This is a genomic window from Photobacterium obscurum, assembly GCF_026191635.1.
Lineage (GTDB): Bacteria > Pseudomonadota > Gammaproteobacteria > Enterobacterales > Vibrionaceae > Photobacterium > Photobacterium obscurum.
On sequence record NZ_JAKRRW010000012.1, the window covers coordinates 68,054 to 88,063 of the forward strand.

Sequence of the window (20,010 nt, forward strand, 5' to 3'; positions counted from 1 at the left end):
GCAAAGCTCGCGCCTCGGCGCGAGCTTTTTTATTAACAAAATATCTTGGGCTTCCGCGCCAGTTGTTAACGTTTATTCTTTTCACAATCCCCTGCAATCAGCGACCAATTTAAAAAGCTCAAAATAATGTTAAATTTGCGTTAGCTAAAAGTTTATGAAAAGAATGGTGGAAAATTAGTATAGTTCCTGTTAAAAATTGTTTCTGGAACGAAATATAATCCTTCCACACATATAATAAAGTTATGCAGGACGTAATATGAATCAAACACAACCCTTTTTAGCCCGAGTCGCGAGTGGAAGCCTGGTTATCCAGATTCTCATCGGTATCATTGCTGGTATCCTTCTCGCATCCGTCTCTCCAGAGTCCGCAGTTAAAGTCGGCTTTCTTGGTGGCCTATTCGTTAGCGCCCTGAAAGCTGTCGCACCGGTTCTGGTTTTCATCCTTGTCGCCTCTTCTATTGCTAACCAAAAGAAAGGCGCTCACACCAACATGAAACCAATCATCATCCTGTATCTATTTGGTACACTGATGGCCGCATTCACCGCTGTTACCATGAGTTTCCTTTTCCCGACCACTTTAACTCTGGTAGCTAGTGCAACAAGTGCTACTCCACCTGAAGGTATCACCGAAGTATTGAATACGCTGCTATTCAAAATCGTTGATAACCCAGTAAATGCACTAATGACAGGTAACTTCATCGGTATCCTTGCCTGGGCAATCGCACTTGGCTTTGCTCTTCACCAAGCAAGCGATGCAACCAAGCAGGTTTTCCACGATGTTTCTAACGGCATCACTCTAATTGTCCGCTTCGTGATCCGCCTGGCGCCAGTTGGTATCTTCGGTCTGGTTGCCAACACTTTCGCCGAAACGGGTTTTGCAGCCCTAGCAAGCTATGGCCATCTACTGGCTGTATTACTGGGTTCAATGCTGATTATTGCCCTTGTCGTCAACCCGCTGATTGTTTTCTACAAAACCAAAGAAAACCCATATCCACTGGTGCTACGCTGTATTCGTGAAAGCGGTATCACGGCTTTCTTCACCCGTAGCTCTGCGGCGAACATTCCAGTAAACATGCAACTGTGTAAAGATTTAGACCTGCATGAAGATACTTACTCTGTATCTATTCCGCTGGGGGCAACTATCAACATGGCCGGTGCAGCGATTACTATTACTGTACTGACGCTTGCTGCAGTTCATACGATGGGCGTTCAGGTAGATATTGCAACGGCAGTACTCCTAAGTGTTGTTGCAGCCGTATCGGCTTGTGGGGCATCTGGTGTTGCTGGTGGTTCCCTACTACTAATCCCGCTAGCTTGTAGCCTGTTTGGTATTCCTAATGACGTTGCAATGCAAGTTGTCGCTGTTGGCTTCATCATCGGTGTCATTCAGGATTCAGCTGAAACCGCACTAAACAGCTCGACGGACGTTATCTTTACTGCAGCAGCTTGTAAGGCCGCTGAAGCAAAGATGCCAGCGCCTGAAATGGCGCAATCCTAAGCAACAAGGCAGAAGCGTAATATCAAAAAAGCAGCCAATTGGCTGCTTTTTTTCAAGTCAGGAATTCAATAAAAAGGCCGGCCGTTATAACGACCAGCCTTTCTCATCATAAATGGTTATTTACTCAGTTCTTCAAGCTGCTTACTTAACTCGTCCGCTTTATCAGATGCATGCTCTTTAGCATCTTCAAATATATCCTGAACATCTTCCATTGGACGTGAATTGGTCATATCTTCAATTTGATCTTTATAAGTCACACCAATATAAATACCGATACCAACCAGCGCGATCACAATATATTTCAACATACTTTTCTCGTATCTTAACTTTTTACCAAACAATGCAATTATACACAGTCGCTGGCCACTTAGCCTATTATCTTCAAAAAAATGCTTCTAAGTTTTAGATTACTATCTATTTTATTTGGTAAACAAGGATTCACGGATAAGCCACCAACATGGGGACTTATCTCAGGACGGAACACAAACAAAAAAGCAACCAATCAATGGCTGCTTTTCGTAAATATGGATATATCCAGCTTACTTCACCAGACTAATCAATGACTTTCCAAGCAGCCATTCAAGCTCTTTGTCACTGCCCTCACCAAAGCGCTCCTTACACAGAGCATACAAACGCTCAATACCACGCTTAGCGAACTCGCCGGTAATTTCAGAAGCGGCAATATGGTGGAATAACAGGCGCAGGGTGGCACGGAATTTTTCGTCATCAAGAGCGGTCAGCCAGCTATTTACAAAGCCTTCAAGGCCGTTGTCCAAGTCTAGCTTCTCGACAAACAAACGATAAATACGGCCGTCTAATGCATTTGCAAAATCTTGCTTTTTCGGGAAATGATGGCTAATACCCGTTCTTGAAATCCCAGTTTGCTTGCTTAGGGTAGTATATGACATCTTGTCATAGCCTAGTGTCAAAATCTGATCTACTACGGCATCCATGATTTTCTGGATCGTAATCTCTGTATCTTCTTTACTACGCTTTGGCATAATGAGTTGACTCTATATCTTCATCACATCAACAAAAGTTCCATCGGACAGATACCCGATGACATACTGAAACGATATTGGTTTTATATTTGCTATCAGTATTACAAAATGCTATTCCGTTAACCAGTACTCTTACTGATTTTTTTTTCATTTTTTCATAACTTTGCATATAAAGCCTGTTCAAATTACAAAAATGCTCGTTAAAGAGCACACTATCAGTGAATCTTACCTCCCCAATTCATCTCTAAGTAACTAACTGCATAAGTAATAACAATTTGTTATTACGTAATATTTTTCCCAACCTCACAAAAAGCAACAAAAACACAACAATCAATTAAAAATCAGCCATTTGAGATATTTGTTCTTAGATTTAAAAACCACATACAGGTTTAGATTTTGTGCTTAATTTTCCAGCAGATAGGCAGTTTTATTTGACAAGTTGCTTACAATTTTCATACTGAATGACAGGAGTTCAATGAAAAACAGGAACTTGACCGAGAGCAAAGCAAAAAAAACACCTGATTAACAAGTTGACAACACCACAAGGATGAGACTATGACTTTACCTCTGCCCACGGAACGCTTAAGGGAAACACTCATGACGGAGCCTCTACCTAATGAAATGATTTTGAAATGGGCAGAAGAGCGCCCAAATGAAGTTTACCTTCGTCAAATCATTAACCGACAGTTTGTAGACTTTACCTATGCGCAAGTTGCGGACAAGGCATTAAGGCTAGTGAGTGCGTTGCGCAGTATGGGAATTCAACCTGGTGATCGCGTCGCTTTGATGTCAAAAAACTGTGCCGAATGGTTCATTACCGACTTGGCGATTATGCTAGGCAGTTACATCAGTGTTCCTATTTTCCCGACCGCTGGTGCTGAGACTGTCCAACACTGTGTTACCCATAGTGAATCGAAAGTTCTTATTATTGGTAAGCTCGATGACGACAAAGCCGTCAATGAAGTTTTAGAAAACCACCCTGACTTACCAACAATTTCACTTCCCTACCCAAGTGCTCCGCCCTGCAAATATGAATTCAGTAAACTTGTCGCGGAAAATGAGCCATCAACAGAGCGTCCTAAGCATAAACCAGAAGATCTAATGTCGATTGTTTATACCTCTGGTACATCCGGATTGCCGAAAGGTGCGATGCTGACTTATGGCGCGTTTTCCTGGTCTATTCAACGCCTGGTTGATCATATAGGTATGCAAGATAGCGAACGCCTATTCTCTTACCTGCCGCTAGCCCACATCACTGAGCGAGTTTATATTTTTGGCACATCGGTAATGGCTGGCATGCAAGTCGCTTTCCCAGAGTCTCTCGATACATTTATCGAAGATGTGAAAATGCATCGCCCGACCCTCTTTATTTCAGTTCCGCGCTTATGGACACTGTTCCAACAGCGTATTCTTGAAAAACTGCCGCAAGCAAAGCTTAATATTTTGCTTAAAATCCCGTTTGTCTCTGGAGTGATAAAACGCAAACTCGCTAAAGGGCTCGGTTTGGATAAGGCTCGAATGCTCGGATGTGGTTCGGCGCCAGTTTCCTCTGCTCTACTGCGTTGGTATGAAAGTATTGGCCTGAATATTACTGAAGCATGGGGCATGACAGAATCTTTTGCTTATAGCACCATTAACCACCCATTCCGTAGCGATAAAATCGGTACTGTGGGTAATGCAGGCCCAGGCGTCGAGGTGAAGATTGCTGCTGATGACGAAATTCTGGTTCGCGGCGCCGGTATGTTCTCCGGTTACTACAAGAATGAAGAAGCAAGTAAAGCTTCTTTTGATGAGGATGGCTGGCTCCACACCGGCGACATCGGCTTCCTAGACGATGAAGGCTACCTCTCGATTCAAGGGCGTAAAAACGATACTTTCAAAACGGCCAAAGGCAAATTTGTCGCCCCTGTCCCTATCGAAAAGCGACTGTTTGAGCTTAGTAATATCGAGATGATGTGCGTGGTTGGCTCTGGTATGCCAGGTCCTATCCTGCTCGCAATTCCCCATGATTTCCCTAACTTTGATAAAGCACGATATGAACGTAAAGCACATCATGTCATAGAGACTATCAATCAGGAGCTGGAACCGCACGCCAAAATCAAAGGCGTACTGATGATGAAAGAACCATGGAGTATCGAAAACGGTATCCTCACACCGACGCTGAAAATTAAGCGCCACCTGCTAGAGAAAAAATACCATGATATTGGTGCCAACTGGCCTAAAGGTAAGCTAGTTCAATGGGAAAATTAAATTTTCGCGCACAGTTCCTGATTATCCAGCAACCATAGAACGCAGATAAACCTAAACCGCCTGAACTTTCAGGCGGTTTTCTTTTTCTATTAGTCATAGTGAAACGTTAATGCTACTCGCATTCTTTATCTTCATAGGTGATGATTGACACAATTGCCCCCTCGGAATCGGATATCGCGCACATTCGCCCAACGCCGGGAGCGTCCATCGGCGGATACACCGCCTTGCCACCCGCGCTCTCGGCCTTAGCCAACGTGACCTCAACATCATCCACGGTAATATATGTTCCCCAGTAGTTCGGAACCTCTTCACCGCATTCCTCCGGCTTAGCCATGATCCCTCCTACGGGTTCGCCTCCCGCCTTCAAAACATGGTACTGCCCATTCGGCATTTCCATCGTCTCGACTTCCCAGCCAATTACATTGGTATAAAACGCAATTGCTTTCTCGGGATCATCGGTGACAAGTTCAGACCAGCTAAACGCACCGTGTTGCTTGAATGAATCATTCATTCGACACTCCTCACTTACTTTGAACACCATAACTAATACCTAGTTAAACGTAGTCGAATTAGCCATATACTAGGAGGGTTATTACTTATAAATTCAAGGTCGATGATGACAAAGCAAGGTTCCGATTGAACTGAATCTTTTCCTATAGCATTCTGATACTTAAAAATCGAATAAGGATATTTAGACCCAATGCTCCCTTCATGCCTGCAGCACGCACTTGATGCCTACAACAGTACTAACCGATCGCGTTATCCGCTTAACGGCAAGGTTGTGACTAACCTAGAAGCAGTTGAATATTATCTGATAGAAGCAATCACTCATTTACCCGCACATTTCGGACTGCCGATGACCATTGCCAATGTACTGACTTTTCGCGGCGAGGTGGATGAGGCGCTACTCGGCTATCAACTATGTTTGTCGACTGCCAGTTCGGATGCAGAGAAACGCCAGACATTATGCTATTTGATTGTTTGGTATCACTATTCAGGGAATGCCCGGCATGTTGCACACTACCTCAATCTGCTACAACAGATAAGTACCGAGGAGTTTTTTCGAATCTGTGCATTATTAAATAAGATTGACGAAGTATTGTCACAGCCTCTCTGTGGGGCCCCCTCAAGCGATGAGCCTAAACCGGAAGGCCACCCTGTTACATTTTCGTCAGGGCCCGGCCATGCAATAATAACCCTCGGCTACGTACTCAACGACGACGGTTCGATGGCCCCAGCTCTAATTCGGCGGCTGGAACTGACCCTGAAGCTATGGCGACGTATTCCTGAAAGCCTGATCATCGTTACCGGCGGGCTTGCCAAACAAGGTAAAACAGAGTCACAGCTAATGAAAAGCTGGCTGATTGCTCACGGCATCGAGAAAAACAAGATTATCGAAGAAGACCAAGCTATCAACACCATTGAAAACGCCACACTAAGTCTGGAGTTACTGTCCCAACACCAGATCCGGCGCGCAACGCTGGTCAGCGCTTCAATCCATGTACATCGCTCGCAGCTCCTTTTTGAAACGCTGCAGATGAAATTTGACACAACAGCGATAAACTTCTCTCACTGTGCTGTCGAAGATGGTTTATCCACCGAAGTAAATCCGACGGGCCAAATTAGGCGCAATTGTTACATCGATGCATTGAGAGCCTATGGCCTACCCGCTTTTAATTGTGCGCCTTTGATCTGCTTGTGATCCGAAACCAAATCGCAATAGTGCACAAGGTGCCACTCAATCTCACTCCACCTATAACAAGTTACTCTAACGAGTAAGTGACTTCGCCAATTCTAAACTATCAGGATGGCAGTATGAAATCTGAGAACCTGAACCATCTCTCGCCAACACTCGGCAATGTCGATAATTTTAGGTCTCGTAAGTCAAACTATGAAAATGATTTTGACCATGCGCTAGCTGTGCCCCAGATCACTTTTGATGACTCAACGCTAGAATTTATTTGATTGAACAGTAAGCCGTAAGTAAAAGCCTAGCATGGCACATAGGATCTTCCTATCAAATCCAATTAGAGATTTTTTCTAACAACTGGCTCTTTTCTGCGGGCTTGACGATATAATCTGACATTCCTGATGACCTGATACTATCCAGAGTCACCGGGGAGACATCTCCTGTATGGGCAATAATTGGTACGGTCGAAAACTCCTTGCCTGATGTTCGAATATAGCGCGAGGCTTCTATACCATTCATTTCTGGCATCTCGATATCCATGAGTATCAGGTCAACAGGATCAGTATCCAGAGCTTCTATGGCTTTCTTGCCGTCTTCATGCTGGATGACGTCAAAGCCCTGTGTTTCCAGTAACCTTGCCGTGAGTTTACGCAAAGATTCACTGTCATCCACGATCATAATCGTGCTTCTGGAGCGTTGAACTATCTTCTTTGGTTGAGCCGGTTCACGTACATCTGCATGGAAGTCAAACAGCAAACTTTCAATGACTAAATCAGTGTTCTTCAACCATGTTTCCGTCTTTATCCAGACGGGATTGAACTCCGTTTTTTTATGTTTTTTTACCGGCTTATGGGACAAATAAGCAATTTGGGATTCAGTCATTGGCAGCTGCGACTCGATAAAATCAAGATGATTGTGCTCCTGGCCAATACTATTGAGATCAATGAGAATAAGGTCATATTCAAATTCATGTTCTCTCTTGTTCAGCACGGTCGCCACATCCAGCAACGTCAGTTTTAGATCCAAGGAGCGGATCCGGTCTTTCGTTACGGCTATTAAGATATCGTTGTCACTCACTAATAAAAGAGATTTCTGACAAATTAGCTCACAGCGAATATCTTTGACAGTTTCCGACTGAATAGACGGGAATGTCATCGTAAACCGGCACCACTCGCCAGGTACAGATGTACATTGAATATCTCCGCCAAATGAACACATCACCCTTTTACAGAATGGCAATCCCAACCCGAAGTTCCCAGACTTACCCGTGGTATAGAAATCTTTGAATATTTTTCCAATATCACCAGGGGCGATACCCGGACCGTTGTCTGTCACTACGATTCGGTTTACCTTCTCCCCAGCCTCAAGCTTCACATGTATCTGAAAACCTTCTGAAGTACAGTGCTGAAAAGCATTTTTTAACAGGTTGTACATGACGTATCTGAGTAATGTACTGTTGCCCAGAAACTCGAAATCGCTGCATACGTCAAAAGAAATAGCTAATCGATCTTGGGATCGCCTGTAACTGAAACTTTCAACAGCACTTTCCACCACCTTCTGGGCAGAGTGATGCCTGAACGTTGCTCGAGACACCCGGCTTTCATCAATTGAAGCAAGAAGCAAATCTATCGCCTCGTTCCCGTCATGGATGATTTTCATTGCATCATCGCTGACCTCTTGCAGTAGCGAAACCTCCTCTGCGGAGAGCTGATAGATTTCTTTTTTTTCTTCTTTTAGATTAGGGATGAGAGACTGGATAATGCCAACTGAAGAGTACAGGCCACTCAATGGGTTTCGCATTTCGTGGGCAACTCCTGCACCGAACATTTTTGCGATCGACACCTTAGTTTCGTGCTCCACCTGATTACGAAAATAAAATGCGTTCCCAAAAATATAGATAAATAGGAATATAGGTACATGTGCCCAGTCAACTGTAACATCCAGGCGGAAGCCTTTCGCTATCCATGCGCAGGCAACGGCAAGTACAATTCCAATGACTGTTTGTGCGAACATAACCCGGGTACTGTGTACCAGCAAGATATGCAGGAAAATTGCAGACATCAGTGACATTAGCCAGACAGTAGACCAATTGTTCATGAGCAACATATAGAAGAAAAAAAATGGCAGGCACAGTGTTATCACGACCAAATAGTACAGGTGCATACGGTTACGCCATTGAGGTTTTAGCTTTCTTCGAATTATAACCACGAAAAAAAGTAACGAGCAGGCAAGCCTGAGAGTCAGGTTTTCATAAGGCTGGGGAAATAAGTACTTCCAAATGACATAGTAAACGGGAAAGCCAATAAACCCCATCCAACCAACCAGAGAAATATTGGGTTCTGCATATTGGTAGACTTTTTGTATTGCAGCTTTAATACTCATGATTTAAACCAGTACTCAACCAAAAAAACCGGATTTGGGTAACGGTAATGCCCATCTATTGACGCCTCTTTAGCCCATCAATAGACTGGTAGGCATGGCACAGGGAAGTAAAGATTGCACCCGGCATACAGACTGTTTCCCTTTCAATCAATAAGTTACTTATTTTACACGTCTTAGCAGTATCTAGCTCTTTTTTAATTAGTTAAAGGATTAATAATTCAATTACAATGATTCAGATGGGGTGATATCTTTACTGATTTTAGAGTGCGCCCAAAGGGCATCTTTCGATACCCTGAACCGGAGTTAATTGGACTTCAAGCTGTCAGTTTTCCGTTAATTAACTTAATACTCGTAACAGTAAGCACTGTGTGCCATTTCAATGTTGCAATTAACTTTTTTAGGTTTGACCTGGCTTAGGCTTGGTGCTGCATAACACTGAGCAAATATCTGAGCATTCTTTATAATCATCCTCAGACTTAGTATGATTTTTGTGAATCAACATAAGGAGTGAAGCAGCCATCATGGATGAGTTTTTTGCGGTCTCAAGCCACGGGATCGCTTCATCATAGCGTCCATTGTCAAAGTGCCGGGCTCCGAGTTGTGCAGAGGCTGCAATGCCATGCTCCCCACCGAGGCTTGCTGATTGCTCCCAAAGTGACTCAACTTCAGCCCAAGGTGTTTCCGCATTCATCAGCTTCAGACACAGACCTTTTCGGAACAGCGCTAGTGCACGATCATCCGGTTCAGGCTCTTGTGCCAACCAAAGATCTAAGAATTCAATAGCCTTAGTAAAACTCACCTTGCAGAGTACTTTGTTAAACGCACCTTGGCGACCTAAAAAGGCCGCATCTTGTCCCAAGATAATACTTGGCAGGTGCCCACGTAGAGCTGCGTCATATAGAAATGTTACTGCGCTTGAACGTGCTTCTGCTTTTGCTTCATCTTTCGACTGTCCCGCAGATGGCGTACCATTATATTTATCAGCAAAAATTAACTTTGCATACGCTAAGCAGGCATCATTATCCCCGGACTCAGCCAAAGATTTAAGTAAAGGCCCTCGCTCTTTTACTGGTAGAGCTATGACATCAGAATACGTCATTTCCATATATCCAACTTTCAATTTTGCAATAATTATATAAAACATTAGCTTACATTAGAAGTTGAAGCTTTTAGCCGCTGTCGAAATAACCTGCTGTCTGAAACCAAATTTCATCCTCAAATTGCTCAGAGTGAGCATCAACACACTTGTTATGGTTGTTAAGATTATATCTATCCACAACATTCTCCCCCTATGTGTGCTTTTTCGCCATATGCTGATGAATCCCTATCATAAACCGTAAGCGAGTATCTAAATCGTTTATGTATTTCGCCAGTTACGTTAAACTTCACATCAACTGACAATCATAGACGAGTAAGAGTCTTCACCATGAGGGGTTCAACAGCCAACATGTTCTTGAATGTATACCCTCTTGCTCAACGTATTCGGCCAACCAACAATTTTAGTACCCCAACAGGTACCCCAAGATCGCATGCCGAACTAAAGAAGAGTTGAAAATCAAATGTCTAGCAACACAATCCAATGGTTCCCGGGCCATATGCACAAGGCTCGCAAAGAAATTGAAGAAGCAATTCCTAAAGTCGATGTCATTATTGAAGTTCTTGATGCACGTATTCCTTTCAGTAGTGAGAACCCGCTAATCAAGTCTTTCCGGGGCCAAAATGGCGATAAGCCTGTTGTGAAGGTACTTAACAAGCGTGACCTGGCCGATCCTGAAATGACCCAATTGTGGATTGAGCACCTCGAAAAAGAACAAGGTGTCAAAGCAATTGCCATCACTACCGAAAATATCTCTGAAGTGCAGAAAATCACAGAGCTATGTCGCAAACTGGCACCAAACCGCGAAGAGATGGGCAAAAACATTCGTACCATGATCATGGGGATCCCGAATGTTGGCAAATCAACGATTATCAATACTCTTGCTGGCCGAACTGTTGCGGTGACAGGCAACCAGCCGGCCGTTACCCGTCAGCAGCAACGAATCAACCTGCAAAACGGTATTGTGCTTTCGGACACTCCGGGCATTTTGTGGCCGAAGGTTGAAAACCCGCACAGTGGCTTCCGCCTCGCAGCAACAGGCGCAGTAAAAGATACGGCGATGGATTACATCGATGTGGCTTTCTTCACTGTCGAGTACCTGAGAGAAGCCTATCCGGAGTTGATCAAGGCTCGCTACAACCTTGATGACGATTTACCAGAAACTGAAATCGAGTTGATGGAAGAGATCGGCCGCAAACGCGGATGCCTAAGAGGTGGTGGTCGCGTCGACCTGCATAAGGCCTCCGAAATTTTGATCAACGAACTGCGTAACGGTACGCTGGGCCAGATCACCATGGAGCGTCCTGAGATGATCACTGAAGAGCTGATCAACGTGGCGATTGAAGAAGAGCGCAAAGCCGAAGAAAAGGCGAAGAAAAAAGAAGAGCGCCGTAAGCGTTATCTTAAAAACAAGCGCTAACCAAAATTATAAAGCCGGCAACCTGTCGGCTTTTTCCCCTCCTACCTTGCTCTCCCATACGCCTGCATAATTCACAAAATAATTATTACAAACATATTATTATCAACAACCACCGACAAAAATGAAGCAATACAAGAACGATACAACCCGTAAGATTGTCTTCTTCTCTCGAGGTAGTCGCTATTTGTCACGATTTGAGCGCGTAAAACAGAAAAGTAGGCGCTATACCCCGCTACTGGTATAGCGCCTCACGTCCAGTGACAAAGTGAATGGTGATTATGTACCCTTACTGCAACAGCATTTTCCAGGTGACATAAACTGAGAGAAGTTACCTGAAATCAGTTATGCTGCTTTATTTAATAGGCAAAGCTGATACCAACTTTTACCTCTATTAAAAACAATAACTTGATAATATCAATACTTCACTCCGCACCCTATTAGGGAAAAAGTGCACCAATAGTGTTAATCAAACTAGTTTCAGTCTAGGTCTACTTCCCCCTCTGCCTTGCTTGTCTGAGTACTCTGATCTAACAATTTTCACCACCAGCAATAAACCGCATTTATCCACTCCATAAAAATATGGGGCAATAGCCCATTAAAATCAATTACACCCCTAAACAATTCACCTTAAAAGCAATATTTATCCGCACAAATAGAGAATAAAAACACCTACAAAACAAAGCTTTAAAAACAGACACACTGAATTACATAGAACACAAACCAATACAGCAATAATCTTACTATCTTATCAGTTAAATACATTAAAATAAGTCATATTTGGCATTAAATTAATTCATTTTACGCCTTCATCTTTTAGGTTCATATTCCTCGCCACCAACATCATTGCTGCTTCATTCAGCAGTTTATTCCTTGAATTTATCGTTGTTCCATATTAAGAACAACCGACAATCGGAGACAACAGTAGTGACAAAGCACACTACTTCCCAAACGCAACATAGCATTGCCGTGCCTGTTGCAGGACTAACAATTTTTGCCATTGCTTCTGGTTATTTAATGAGCTTGTTGCCGTTATCGCTTACCAGTTTTCAGATTTCAACTGGACTTGCCAATTGGCTAGCCAGTATTTACTACATCGGCTTATTAATTGGCTCCATGATGATTGAGTCGGTGATCCGGCGTATAGGACACCGAGTATCATTCATCGGCTTTCTATCTCTGCTGGCGCTTTCCGTTGCGATTATGCCTCTTTTCCCGTCACCGGAAATATGGTTACTCGCACGATTCATTGCTGGCATGGCAGTGGCAGGCATTTTTGTTGTTATTGAATCATGGCTGCTAATCGGTGATAGCAAAGAAGAGCGGGCCAAAAACTTAGGCTTGTATATGACAGCTCTGTACGGCGGTACGGCAATTGGACAGTTCGGTATTGGAACGATCGGTGCAGAAGGGGCGATGCCGTTTATTGCTATTCTTGCCTTACTGATATTTGCCACTATACCAGCCCTACTGGGAAAAAACGCACAACCTCCATGTGATACCCACCACAGCCTTAGCATCGAGCAAGTCCTTCGCTTGAGCAAACCTGCAATCATTGGCTGCCTGGTATCAGGTATCGTGATGGGAACTATTTATGGATTGATGCCATTAGCTTTAAAGGGAACTACAGCCAACTCGGAGCAGATTGGCGTTATGATGGCCGCAACAGTATTAGGAGGAATGGTCATTCAACCAATTGTAAGTAAGTTATCATGCCTGATGAGCAAATCCCTGCTTATGGCGCTTGCATGTTTGATTGGTGTTTTTGCAATGGGGATTTTCAACCTAAGCGATCACTACCTAACCCATGCAGCTATGCTAGCTCTAATGGGTATGTCGGCTTTTGCCCTCTACCCTATTGCTATTACACTTGCTTGTGATGAATTAAATGCGAACTATATTGTATCCGCCACCCAGGTAATGCTTTTTAGCTACAGTGTCGGGTCAGCTTCCGGCCCTATGCTTGCGTATCAATTTATGGCAGAGAAAGCAGGACTAATGGACTTCTTCTTCCTGGTACTGTTGGCGACAGCTATTTACATGCTGCTGGTAAGTGCAAAGCGCAAACCTTCTGTGCTGGCAAGCTAATCATGCTTTCTTTGTCGATACAAAAAGAACGGGCGCGACTTTCGTCGCGCCCTTAGGTCTTACATGCAGCAATCCCGCTACTATAGTGCTCCCTGCATCATTCCATGATTTTGCTGATTCCTTCAGCGCAGTCCTTTAGTCTCTATCCTAGAGATGTCCTTTGGTCTAACCTTGACCCGTCAAAACGTCCTGTCTCGACTCTCTTCTCCTTCCTGGAGGTGTCCCTTACTTCATCCTGAAGTGGTCCATTTATGTCGTCCTGACTAGTAAGTATCCTACTTACTATATCGGTTCCTTCCGATCATCCCTTCACAGTCCATGTTCGACAAATCATCCTGATTCACCGTCCTCATCCTGAGGTTGCCAACATCCCTGGCGCTTTCCTGTTCCGTTCCGTCAGTTCCTTCCGACGGGTTAAAGATTACGTTAATTGAGAATCTAAGCAACACATAGAGATCACACTTTTTATGATGCATTTTATAAAATAAAATACAACAACCATAATCAATTGATTTTATTGATATTTATTTCCAAGGCACGATACATCTGAACAATACTAAACTCGATTTCCCACGTGTTTGTGAGAGATCTCTTACAAGCTCTTGCTGTTAAACTCTTAAGAGGCAAAAAACAAACTCGAAATCCACCAGTAAAACTACATCCAGTCTCAATTTTTTAAAGGAAAGCTACTTGTAACCTGTAATAGATTCTAGAAAACAAGCATTACCCTCATTTGCTGTTAGCGATAACCTCTATTGCTTATGCCGTTTCAGAGCGAGAATACAGATCCAGCTTCTCCAACAGCATCTCTTTTTTAAATGGCTTAGCAATATAGTCATTCATACCGACTTCGTAACACCTACTGATATCCTCATCCAGTACACTTGCTGTTAAAGCAATGATAGGTAGTTGACGCCCTGCACTATTGCCCTGCTCCCAACGTCTTATTTCTTCAGTCGCAGTAAACCCATCCATTACCGGCATCATACAGTCCATCAAAACTACGCCATATTGTTTTCCCGACAAAATAGCATCAACCGCCTCTTTACCATTGTTGACCAAGTCAAACTGATATCCAGCTTTTTTAAGGAACAGGGAGGCCACTTTCTGGTTCACAACATTATCCTCAACAATCAAAATCAGATCCGTACCTAGAGCTGCAGGCTCAGTTGACGGCGGTTCAGCGATTGTCGAGACAGCAAGGTTTAAAGATCGCTCCTTTACCCTAGCCAGAGCGAAATTCAGCGCCTTGATAAACCTCTTACCAAGAAGTGGTAGGGTCACAAGGCCATCAATTGCATTACCAAAATCATGATGGCCTTGATGATGATTGTCACAGATAAGCAGCGCAGCTTGAGGGTACTTCTGTTTAACTACTGGAAGTTCTTTCAGAGTTCGGTTCAGTTCCTGTTGGCAATAAAAAACCAAATCATATGCCTGCGGCTCGTGATTGGCCAAAGACACCTCATCACAAATATCCAGTAAAACGCCCCCTTTTTCACACGCGTCCTTGATACTGGTCGTCATGGTGGTTTGATTGACAATCAATAATCCCTGTAATCCTCTGATACCTTCATCGACTGCCGGTTTTTCCGGCTCTATATCAACTTCAAGCGAGAAGTAAAAATTACTGCCAATATTTTTCTCTGATTGTAACTGTATCTCCCCGCCCAAAAGCTCAACTAACTGGCGACAGATTGCCAAGCCCAAGCCAGTGCCACCGTACTGACGTGTAATTGAGCCGTCTTCCTGAGTAAATGGAGCAAATACCTGATCTTGCTTCTCCTTGGCAATCCCAATTCCGGTATCACTAACCGAGAACAGGAGTTCCGCTTTGTTTTGGAGTAATAACTGGCAGTCTACGGACAAGGTAACAACACCGGCTTGGGTAAATTTCACGGCGTTAGACAACAAGTTCATCAACACCTGACGCAGGCGGTGCTCATCAACAACAACAGATTGCGGTAACTTAGGATCAAGTTTAACCTGCAAATCCAGTCCTGATTCTGCGGCTTTAGCCAATACAACAGCTATAGTGTCATAAGCAACTTCACTAATATCACATTCAGTAGGAGCTAATACCAAGTTGCCAGATTCGATTTTCGATAAATCCAAGATGTCATTAATCAATAACAACAACGTTTGTGATGAGGTCTCAATTGTTTGCAGATATTCGGCCTGTGACGGATTAAGAACAGTATCAGAGAGAATCCCTGACATTCCAATTATGCCATTTAGCGGCGTACGAATCTCATGAGACATATTGGCCAGAAATGAACTTTTGGCAATATTAGCTTTTTCTGCTTGTTCTTTGGCTTGTAATAGATTGGCCTGACTTTGACAGCGTTCCTCAAGCAAGACATTTAATTGTCTTGTAAAAATGGTAAACTCATCATTCCCATCTTCTTTGATTTTTAAGTCACTGTTAGTCTCACCTTCAATTTGAGACATTGTCCTCAGAATACGGCCAAGATATGAAAGCACCCTCTTTGCTAAGTTAGCTCCTAAATAACACATTACAATAAGAGAAATTACGATAATGATCAGATAAATCAACATTAGCTGTTTTGCCTGATTAATCGATGAATCAATTTCCGTCACTAGTTGCTGGCTAATTCCATAGACCACAAAGTGAATAAGTCGAAATCGCTCATCAAACGCTTTTAGCCCATATGTGAGATCGATCCCAGTTTCTTTGCCATCCATTATTGTATTACGCAACTTATAACTATTTGCAAAAGCCGGGTTGGCAAAAGTTTCACTTAATAGATCAATTTGTTCAGGTGTCGCATTTATTGATAAGTAACGCTCAATAAAAAGCTGCTGCCTTGCAATGTTTTCAGCCATTAACGTTCTATAATCTTCATTATAAGTATCTTCATTACTTAATAGATAGATATACCAATTTTCTTGTTGCGCCCAAAACTCTAACCATTGAAGATGGTACAAAATAGAAATTTTTTGCTCGATCTGCGCATTACCAACATCTACGGGGCTTTTTTCTAAATATTCTAACGATTGCGTGACCAAGTCTGACGCCCAGTCTGACCAGTCATTGATATCTTCTTTACCAACACCATCGTAATCACTTAAAACTTCAAGCATGTCTGAACCTACAGACAAGGCCTCGTCCCTCTCAGGTAAACTGAATGCAGCACCAACAAAATCTGATAATTGTGACGCAGCTTCAATAGCTTGCGTTTTATCTTGAGAGTTTTCTTTACCAAGAAGCGTACTGATTCGCAGTTTGTGGATCGATGTCGAAAAAGTGGATGTTTTACCTAATAGCTCGACTCGAGCAGTCAGAGCATTTAAAGAATGTACTTTATCATAGAGCCCATTAAGCTCTATTACTGTGAAAAATAAGGAAAAAGTTAGCGGAAAAACCACCAAAACCAAGAGCCTTGTTTTTATCGATATTCTATTTAGTAGGCTCATATCATCTCCTTGAATGAGAACCTTCTTTGCTGACTATTTGTAGTTACATCTATGTATACTATTCTTTATAATAGGATTATTTAAGAATAAATGGAATTTTTTGATGTGCAATGGACTGAACTATAAACGTTTTATATCCCTTGTCGCAGCCGGGACATTGCTATTGCTCCATTCATTTTCGTCATTTTCTGCCGATAAAGAAGGGAAAGATGTCGAGTTTGCTGTTTTTTCTCTTAACGAAGATATTCCTGCTCTTAGCAAAAGCAAAACAAGGATGCTTTATAAAGGTAGAACAAAAAAACTAAATGGCAGCATTAAAATTGTTCTGGTTGATTTGCCAGAAAACTCAATTCTTCGAGAAGATTTTTATAGTATGTTACTTGGGAAATCTATATCGCAGATGAATGGTTATTGGGCCAGTTTATCTTTTTCTGGCAAAGGTACCCCGCCGGAAGAACTCAACAGCGACGATATAAAAGATATTTTGGAATGGTTAAACCAAAACCCAAACGGTATTGCCTACGCGCCAGTAAGCGCTGTGCCAGAGAATGCCAACATCCTTATCACAATCTTACAGGGAGAGTAAGATTATGAAAATTTCAAAACTAATTATACTGCCGCTTTTGGGGTTTACATTCTCATCAACTGCCGCGCTTAAAGTAACAGATAACTTTTCCATAAGCGGTTTTGGTTCGACTTCAATTGCAAAATCAGATAATAGCACGCCGCTATTTGTCCACCGCGAAATTACTGATAACACCTGTTACGACTGCGACACGACATTTGGCCTTCAAGGAGACCTATCAATTGTTGATGAACTCAATGCTTCTTTACAGGTTGTAAAACGCCCACAGGATGAATGGTCATCTCCTGAAGTGGAATGGGCATATTTAGCCTACCAGCATGATGACTTTACCTTCAAAGGAGGGCGGCTGCGGATACCACTCTTCTTAGTCTCCGAATACTATTACGTTGGCCAGGCATACCACTGGGCCCGTCCGCCACAGGAAGTCTATGACAGTATTTTAGGCTTTACCCATTATGATGGTCTTTCTGTCTCCTGGGGAATGGATCTATCTGATGAAGCAGCGGTGACAGTGTCACCTTACTATGCGTTCGAGAATGATTATAAAACCGAGCTTGGTAATGAAAAGCTGATTTTTGAAACTGACCGGGTTGCGGGTGTCTCGATTGATCTCAACGGCTTCAATTACCGTGTCCATTTGGGTTATATGCATGCGAAATTTTCGACACTTCCTGCGAATGCCCTCTCAGAGAATATTATCAACCTTTACACCTTGGGTGGTGAATACTCTCTTAATGACTGGCAGTTTATGGCAGAAGTACAGACAGATAACATTCAGTCAAACTGGTATGTCAGTGGTGCCTATCATTTCGATAAATTCACCCCTTATCTGGTATACGGTGAAAGCCACCACCGGAGAAAAACCAATAGCGTGACTGCAGGACTACGGTATGACATCACATACTCCATTTCAATCAACGCAGAATGGCAAGGGGTTTATATGACCAGCAGTGACTATGATAAATTCCAAACCGGACAATTTGTTATCCCGCCGAAGCTGACTGGGGAAGATAAGGATGCTCAACTCTACACCCTCATGTTGAGTTTCGTATTCTAAATCCTAAAAACAAAATAAAAGAAGCAGCGTAATAGCTGCTTCTTTTATTCAAAATTTACTACCATATTTCGCCAGTGTTTATTTCACTAGCATAGCTGCACCAAATACCCCTGCACTATCACCCAATGCTGGCTTCACTATTTTTGTATCAAGGGCCGGGTTAAACAAGTGGCGTAAAATAGCCTTTGGACCAAGCTCGTAGAGAGCATCAATGTTGCCAACACCACCACCAACAACAATGACATCAGGATCAATCACATTTATAATCTGGGCAACGGCAAGGCCAAACTTTTCAATCAAACGCGTTAAAGTATGCTGTGCATAGCTTTCGCCCAACTCAGCCTGCTCTACGATTTCAGGCAAAGACAATGGTTGATTAGCTAGGTGCTGATAATATGCTTCCAACCCTTTACCTGAGATAACAGTTTCGAGACACCCCGCCTTACCGCAATAGCAAGGGGCACCATTAGGCTCAAGGACATTATGTCCCCATTCACCAGCGATGCCATGGCGGCCATTAACCAGTTTGCCATTAACCACAACGCCTGCCCCGACACCGGTTCCCATAATGATACCAAACACCACCTCGGCATCGGGTTTGACTTGCTGAACAACACCCAGCTGCGCTTCTGCCAACGCGAAGCAGTTAGCATCATTAGCCAGTTTGACCGGAACCTGAAGCAGTTTTTCTAAATCTTTATCTAATGCCTTACCGTTAAGTGATGTTGAATTACAGTTCTTCATTAACCCGGTTTGAGGGTCTAAAGTCCCTGGCGTACCAAAACCCACACTCTCTGGCTTCTCTCCTATTTTGTCAGTGCACAGATCCACCAACAACTTAATTCGCTGAAGAACATGCTCGTAGCCTTTATCGCCCTCTGTAGCAATTCGCTCTCGCAGAACACACTGATCATCTTCATACGACATCACGGCGCACTCAATCTTTGTTCCGCCTAAATCAATGCCCCAATAATAACGGCTCATAACAACTCCACGGGTGTATCCAAAAACGATAAATTATCTTTTGACATCATAATGCTGGATGGTAAGTCATTCAGTTAGCTCACCAACAAAACAGGTGATTTTGACAAGAAAATAGTCGCAAGTAAGGTCTTTGCTACTGATGATGCATCTTCATTTACCGCAAAAAAAACAAAATCGGCCATACTTAAACCGTCAAGTGGTCAAATTTCAACGGAGACTCTCGGTATGTTTTTGAAAGAGGCGCGGACTGGAGATTTAGTGGACGTTGTCGATATGTCATCACTGATCAATCCTTTCTCAGAGAACGTTACAGTGCAGTTTCAGTCAGGGCAGGATCTTGCAGAACCTGTCACAATAGACAAGCATGATCTGGCTTTTCCTTCAGGAGAAGGGCTACCTGAGTGTTGGGTTAATGGTTATTACCGCTTCCAACATAAATAACTCATACCAAACTGAATAATTATATGATCTATCAGCGATAGTTGTTCAGTGTAGTATTAACTTCTCGCCATCGCGTATTATG

At 43.1% G+C, this 20,010-nt stretch carries 16 protein-coding genes; 9 read left to right on the forward strand and 7 right to left on the reverse strand.

Annotated elements, in window-relative coordinates; all coding sequences use genetic code 11:
• Positions 1-256: 256 nt before the first annotated feature.
• Positions 257-1,498 (forward strand): serine/threonine transporter SstT, encoded by a 1,242-nt coding sequence (sstT, locus tag MD588_RS15475; protein WP_265698309.1) that lies wholly within the window; start codon positions 257-259, stop codon positions 1,496-1,498.
• Between the two features lie 116 nt (positions 1,499-1,614).
• Here sstT and MD588_RS15480 read toward each other — a convergent pair whose 3' ends face one another.
• Positions 1,615-1,806 carry a YtxH domain-containing protein gene (locus MD588_RS15480; RefSeq protein WP_265698310.1) on the reverse strand — a complete coding sequence of 64 codons (192 nt, stop codon included), beginning with the start codon at positions 1,804-1,806 and terminating at the stop codon, positions 1,615-1,617.
• A gap of 231 nt (positions 1,807-2,037) precedes the next feature.
• Positions 2,038-2,499, reverse strand: coding sequence for a TetR family transcriptional regulator (locus MD588_RS15485; RefSeq protein ID WP_265698311.1), 462 nt, complete (start codon positions 2,497-2,499; stop codon positions 2,038-2,040).
• Positions 2,500-3,096: 597 nt separating this feature from the next.
• Here MD588_RS15485 and MD588_RS15490 point away from each other — a divergent pair.
• Complete coding sequence (locus tag MD588_RS15490; protein WP_265698312.1) at positions 3,097-4,749, forward strand: AMP-binding protein; 1,653 nt, start codon at positions 3,097-3,099, stop codon at positions 4,747-4,749.
• Between the two features lie 112 nt (positions 4,750-4,861).
• On the opposite strand, the gene MD588_RS15495 is transcribed toward MD588_RS15490, so the two are convergent.
• The gene (locus MD588_RS15495) at positions 4,862-5,260 is read right to left on the reverse strand and encodes a VOC family protein (RefSeq protein ID WP_265698314.1); all 399 of its coding nucleotides are present in this window, start codon (positions 5,258-5,260) and stop codon (positions 4,862-4,864) included.
• A gap of 189 nt (positions 5,261-5,449) precedes the next feature.
• On the opposite strand from MD588_RS15495, the gene MD588_RS15500 reads away from it, so the two are divergent.
• Both MD588_RS15500 and MD588_RS15505 read left to right on the forward strand, forming a co-directional pair.
• A complete protein-coding gene (locus MD588_RS15500; protein ID WP_265698316.1) occupies positions 5,450-6,451 on the forward strand; it encodes a YdcF family protein in 1,002 nt (333 codons plus the stop codon).
• 113 nt (positions 6,452-6,564) lie between these two features.
• On the forward strand, positions 6,565-6,714 hold the full coding sequence (locus MD588_RS15505) for a hypothetical protein (protein WP_265698317.1): 150 nt from the start codon (positions 6,565-6,567) through the stop codon (positions 6,712-6,714).
• 52 nt (positions 6,715-6,766) lie between these two features.
• On the opposite strand, the gene MD588_RS15510 is transcribed toward MD588_RS15505, so the two are convergent.
• Positions 6,767-8,821: an ATP-binding response regulator gene (locus tag MD588_RS15510; RefSeq protein WP_265698319.1), complete on the reverse strand. Its 2,055-nt coding sequence runs from the start codon at positions 8,819-8,821 to the stop codon at positions 6,767-6,769.
• A 397-nt stretch (positions 8,822-9,218) separates the two neighbouring features.
• On the reverse strand, positions 9,219-9,965 hold the full coding sequence (locus MD588_RS15515) for a hypothetical protein (RefSeq protein WP_265698320.1): 747 nt from the start codon (positions 9,963-9,965) through the stop codon (positions 9,219-9,221).
• Positions 9,966-10,380: 415 nt separating this feature from the next.
• On the opposite strand from MD588_RS15515, the gene ylqF reads away from it, so the two are divergent.
• Positions 10,381-11,337, forward strand: coding sequence for a ribosome biogenesis GTPase YlqF (gene ylqF, locus MD588_RS15520; protein ID WP_265698321.1), 957 nt, complete (start codon positions 10,381-10,383; stop codon positions 11,335-11,337).
• A 924-nt stretch (positions 11,338-12,261) separates the two neighbouring features.
• The gene (locus MD588_RS15525) at positions 12,262-13,422 is read left to right on the forward strand and encodes an MFS transporter (protein ID WP_265698322.1); all 1,161 of its coding nucleotides are present in this window, start codon (positions 12,262-12,264) and stop codon (positions 13,420-13,422) included.
• Positions 13,423-14,181: 759 nt separating this feature from the next.
• Here MD588_RS15525 and MD588_RS15530 read toward each other — a convergent pair.
• The gene (locus MD588_RS15530; RefSeq protein WP_265698323.1) at positions 14,182-16,860 is read right to left on the reverse strand and encodes a hybrid sensor histidine kinase/response regulator; all 2,679 of its coding nucleotides are present in this window, start codon (positions 16,858-16,860) and stop codon (positions 14,182-14,184) included.
• A 103-nt stretch (positions 16,861-16,963) separates the two neighbouring features.
• Between MD588_RS15530 and MD588_RS15535 the strand changes: the two genes are divergently transcribed.
• Positions 16,964-17,446 (forward strand): hypothetical protein, encoded by a 483-nt coding sequence (locus MD588_RS15535; RefSeq protein ID WP_265698324.1) that lies wholly within the window; start codon positions 16,964-16,966, stop codon positions 17,444-17,446.
• A 4-nt stretch (positions 17,447-17,450) separates the two neighbouring features.
• Positions 17,451-18,503 (forward strand): porin, encoded by a 1,053-nt coding sequence (locus MD588_RS15540; protein ID WP_265698325.1) that lies wholly within the window; start codon positions 17,451-17,453, stop codon positions 18,501-18,503.
• Positions 18,504-18,581: 78 nt separating this feature from the next.
• Here MD588_RS15540 and MD588_RS15545 read toward each other — a convergent pair whose 3' ends face one another.
• Entirely contained in the window at positions 18,582-19,487 is a 906-nt protein-coding gene (locus tag MD588_RS15545) for an ROK family protein (protein WP_265698326.1), read from the reverse strand.
• 225 nt (positions 19,488-19,712) lie between these two features.
• On the opposite strand from MD588_RS15545, the gene MD588_RS15550 reads away from it, so the two are divergent.
• Positions 19,713-19,928: an acetyltransferase gene (locus tag MD588_RS15550; protein ID WP_265698327.1), complete on the forward strand. Its 216-nt coding sequence runs from the start codon at positions 19,713-19,715 to the stop codon at positions 19,926-19,928.
• Positions 19,929-20,010 lie beyond the last annotated feature (82 nt).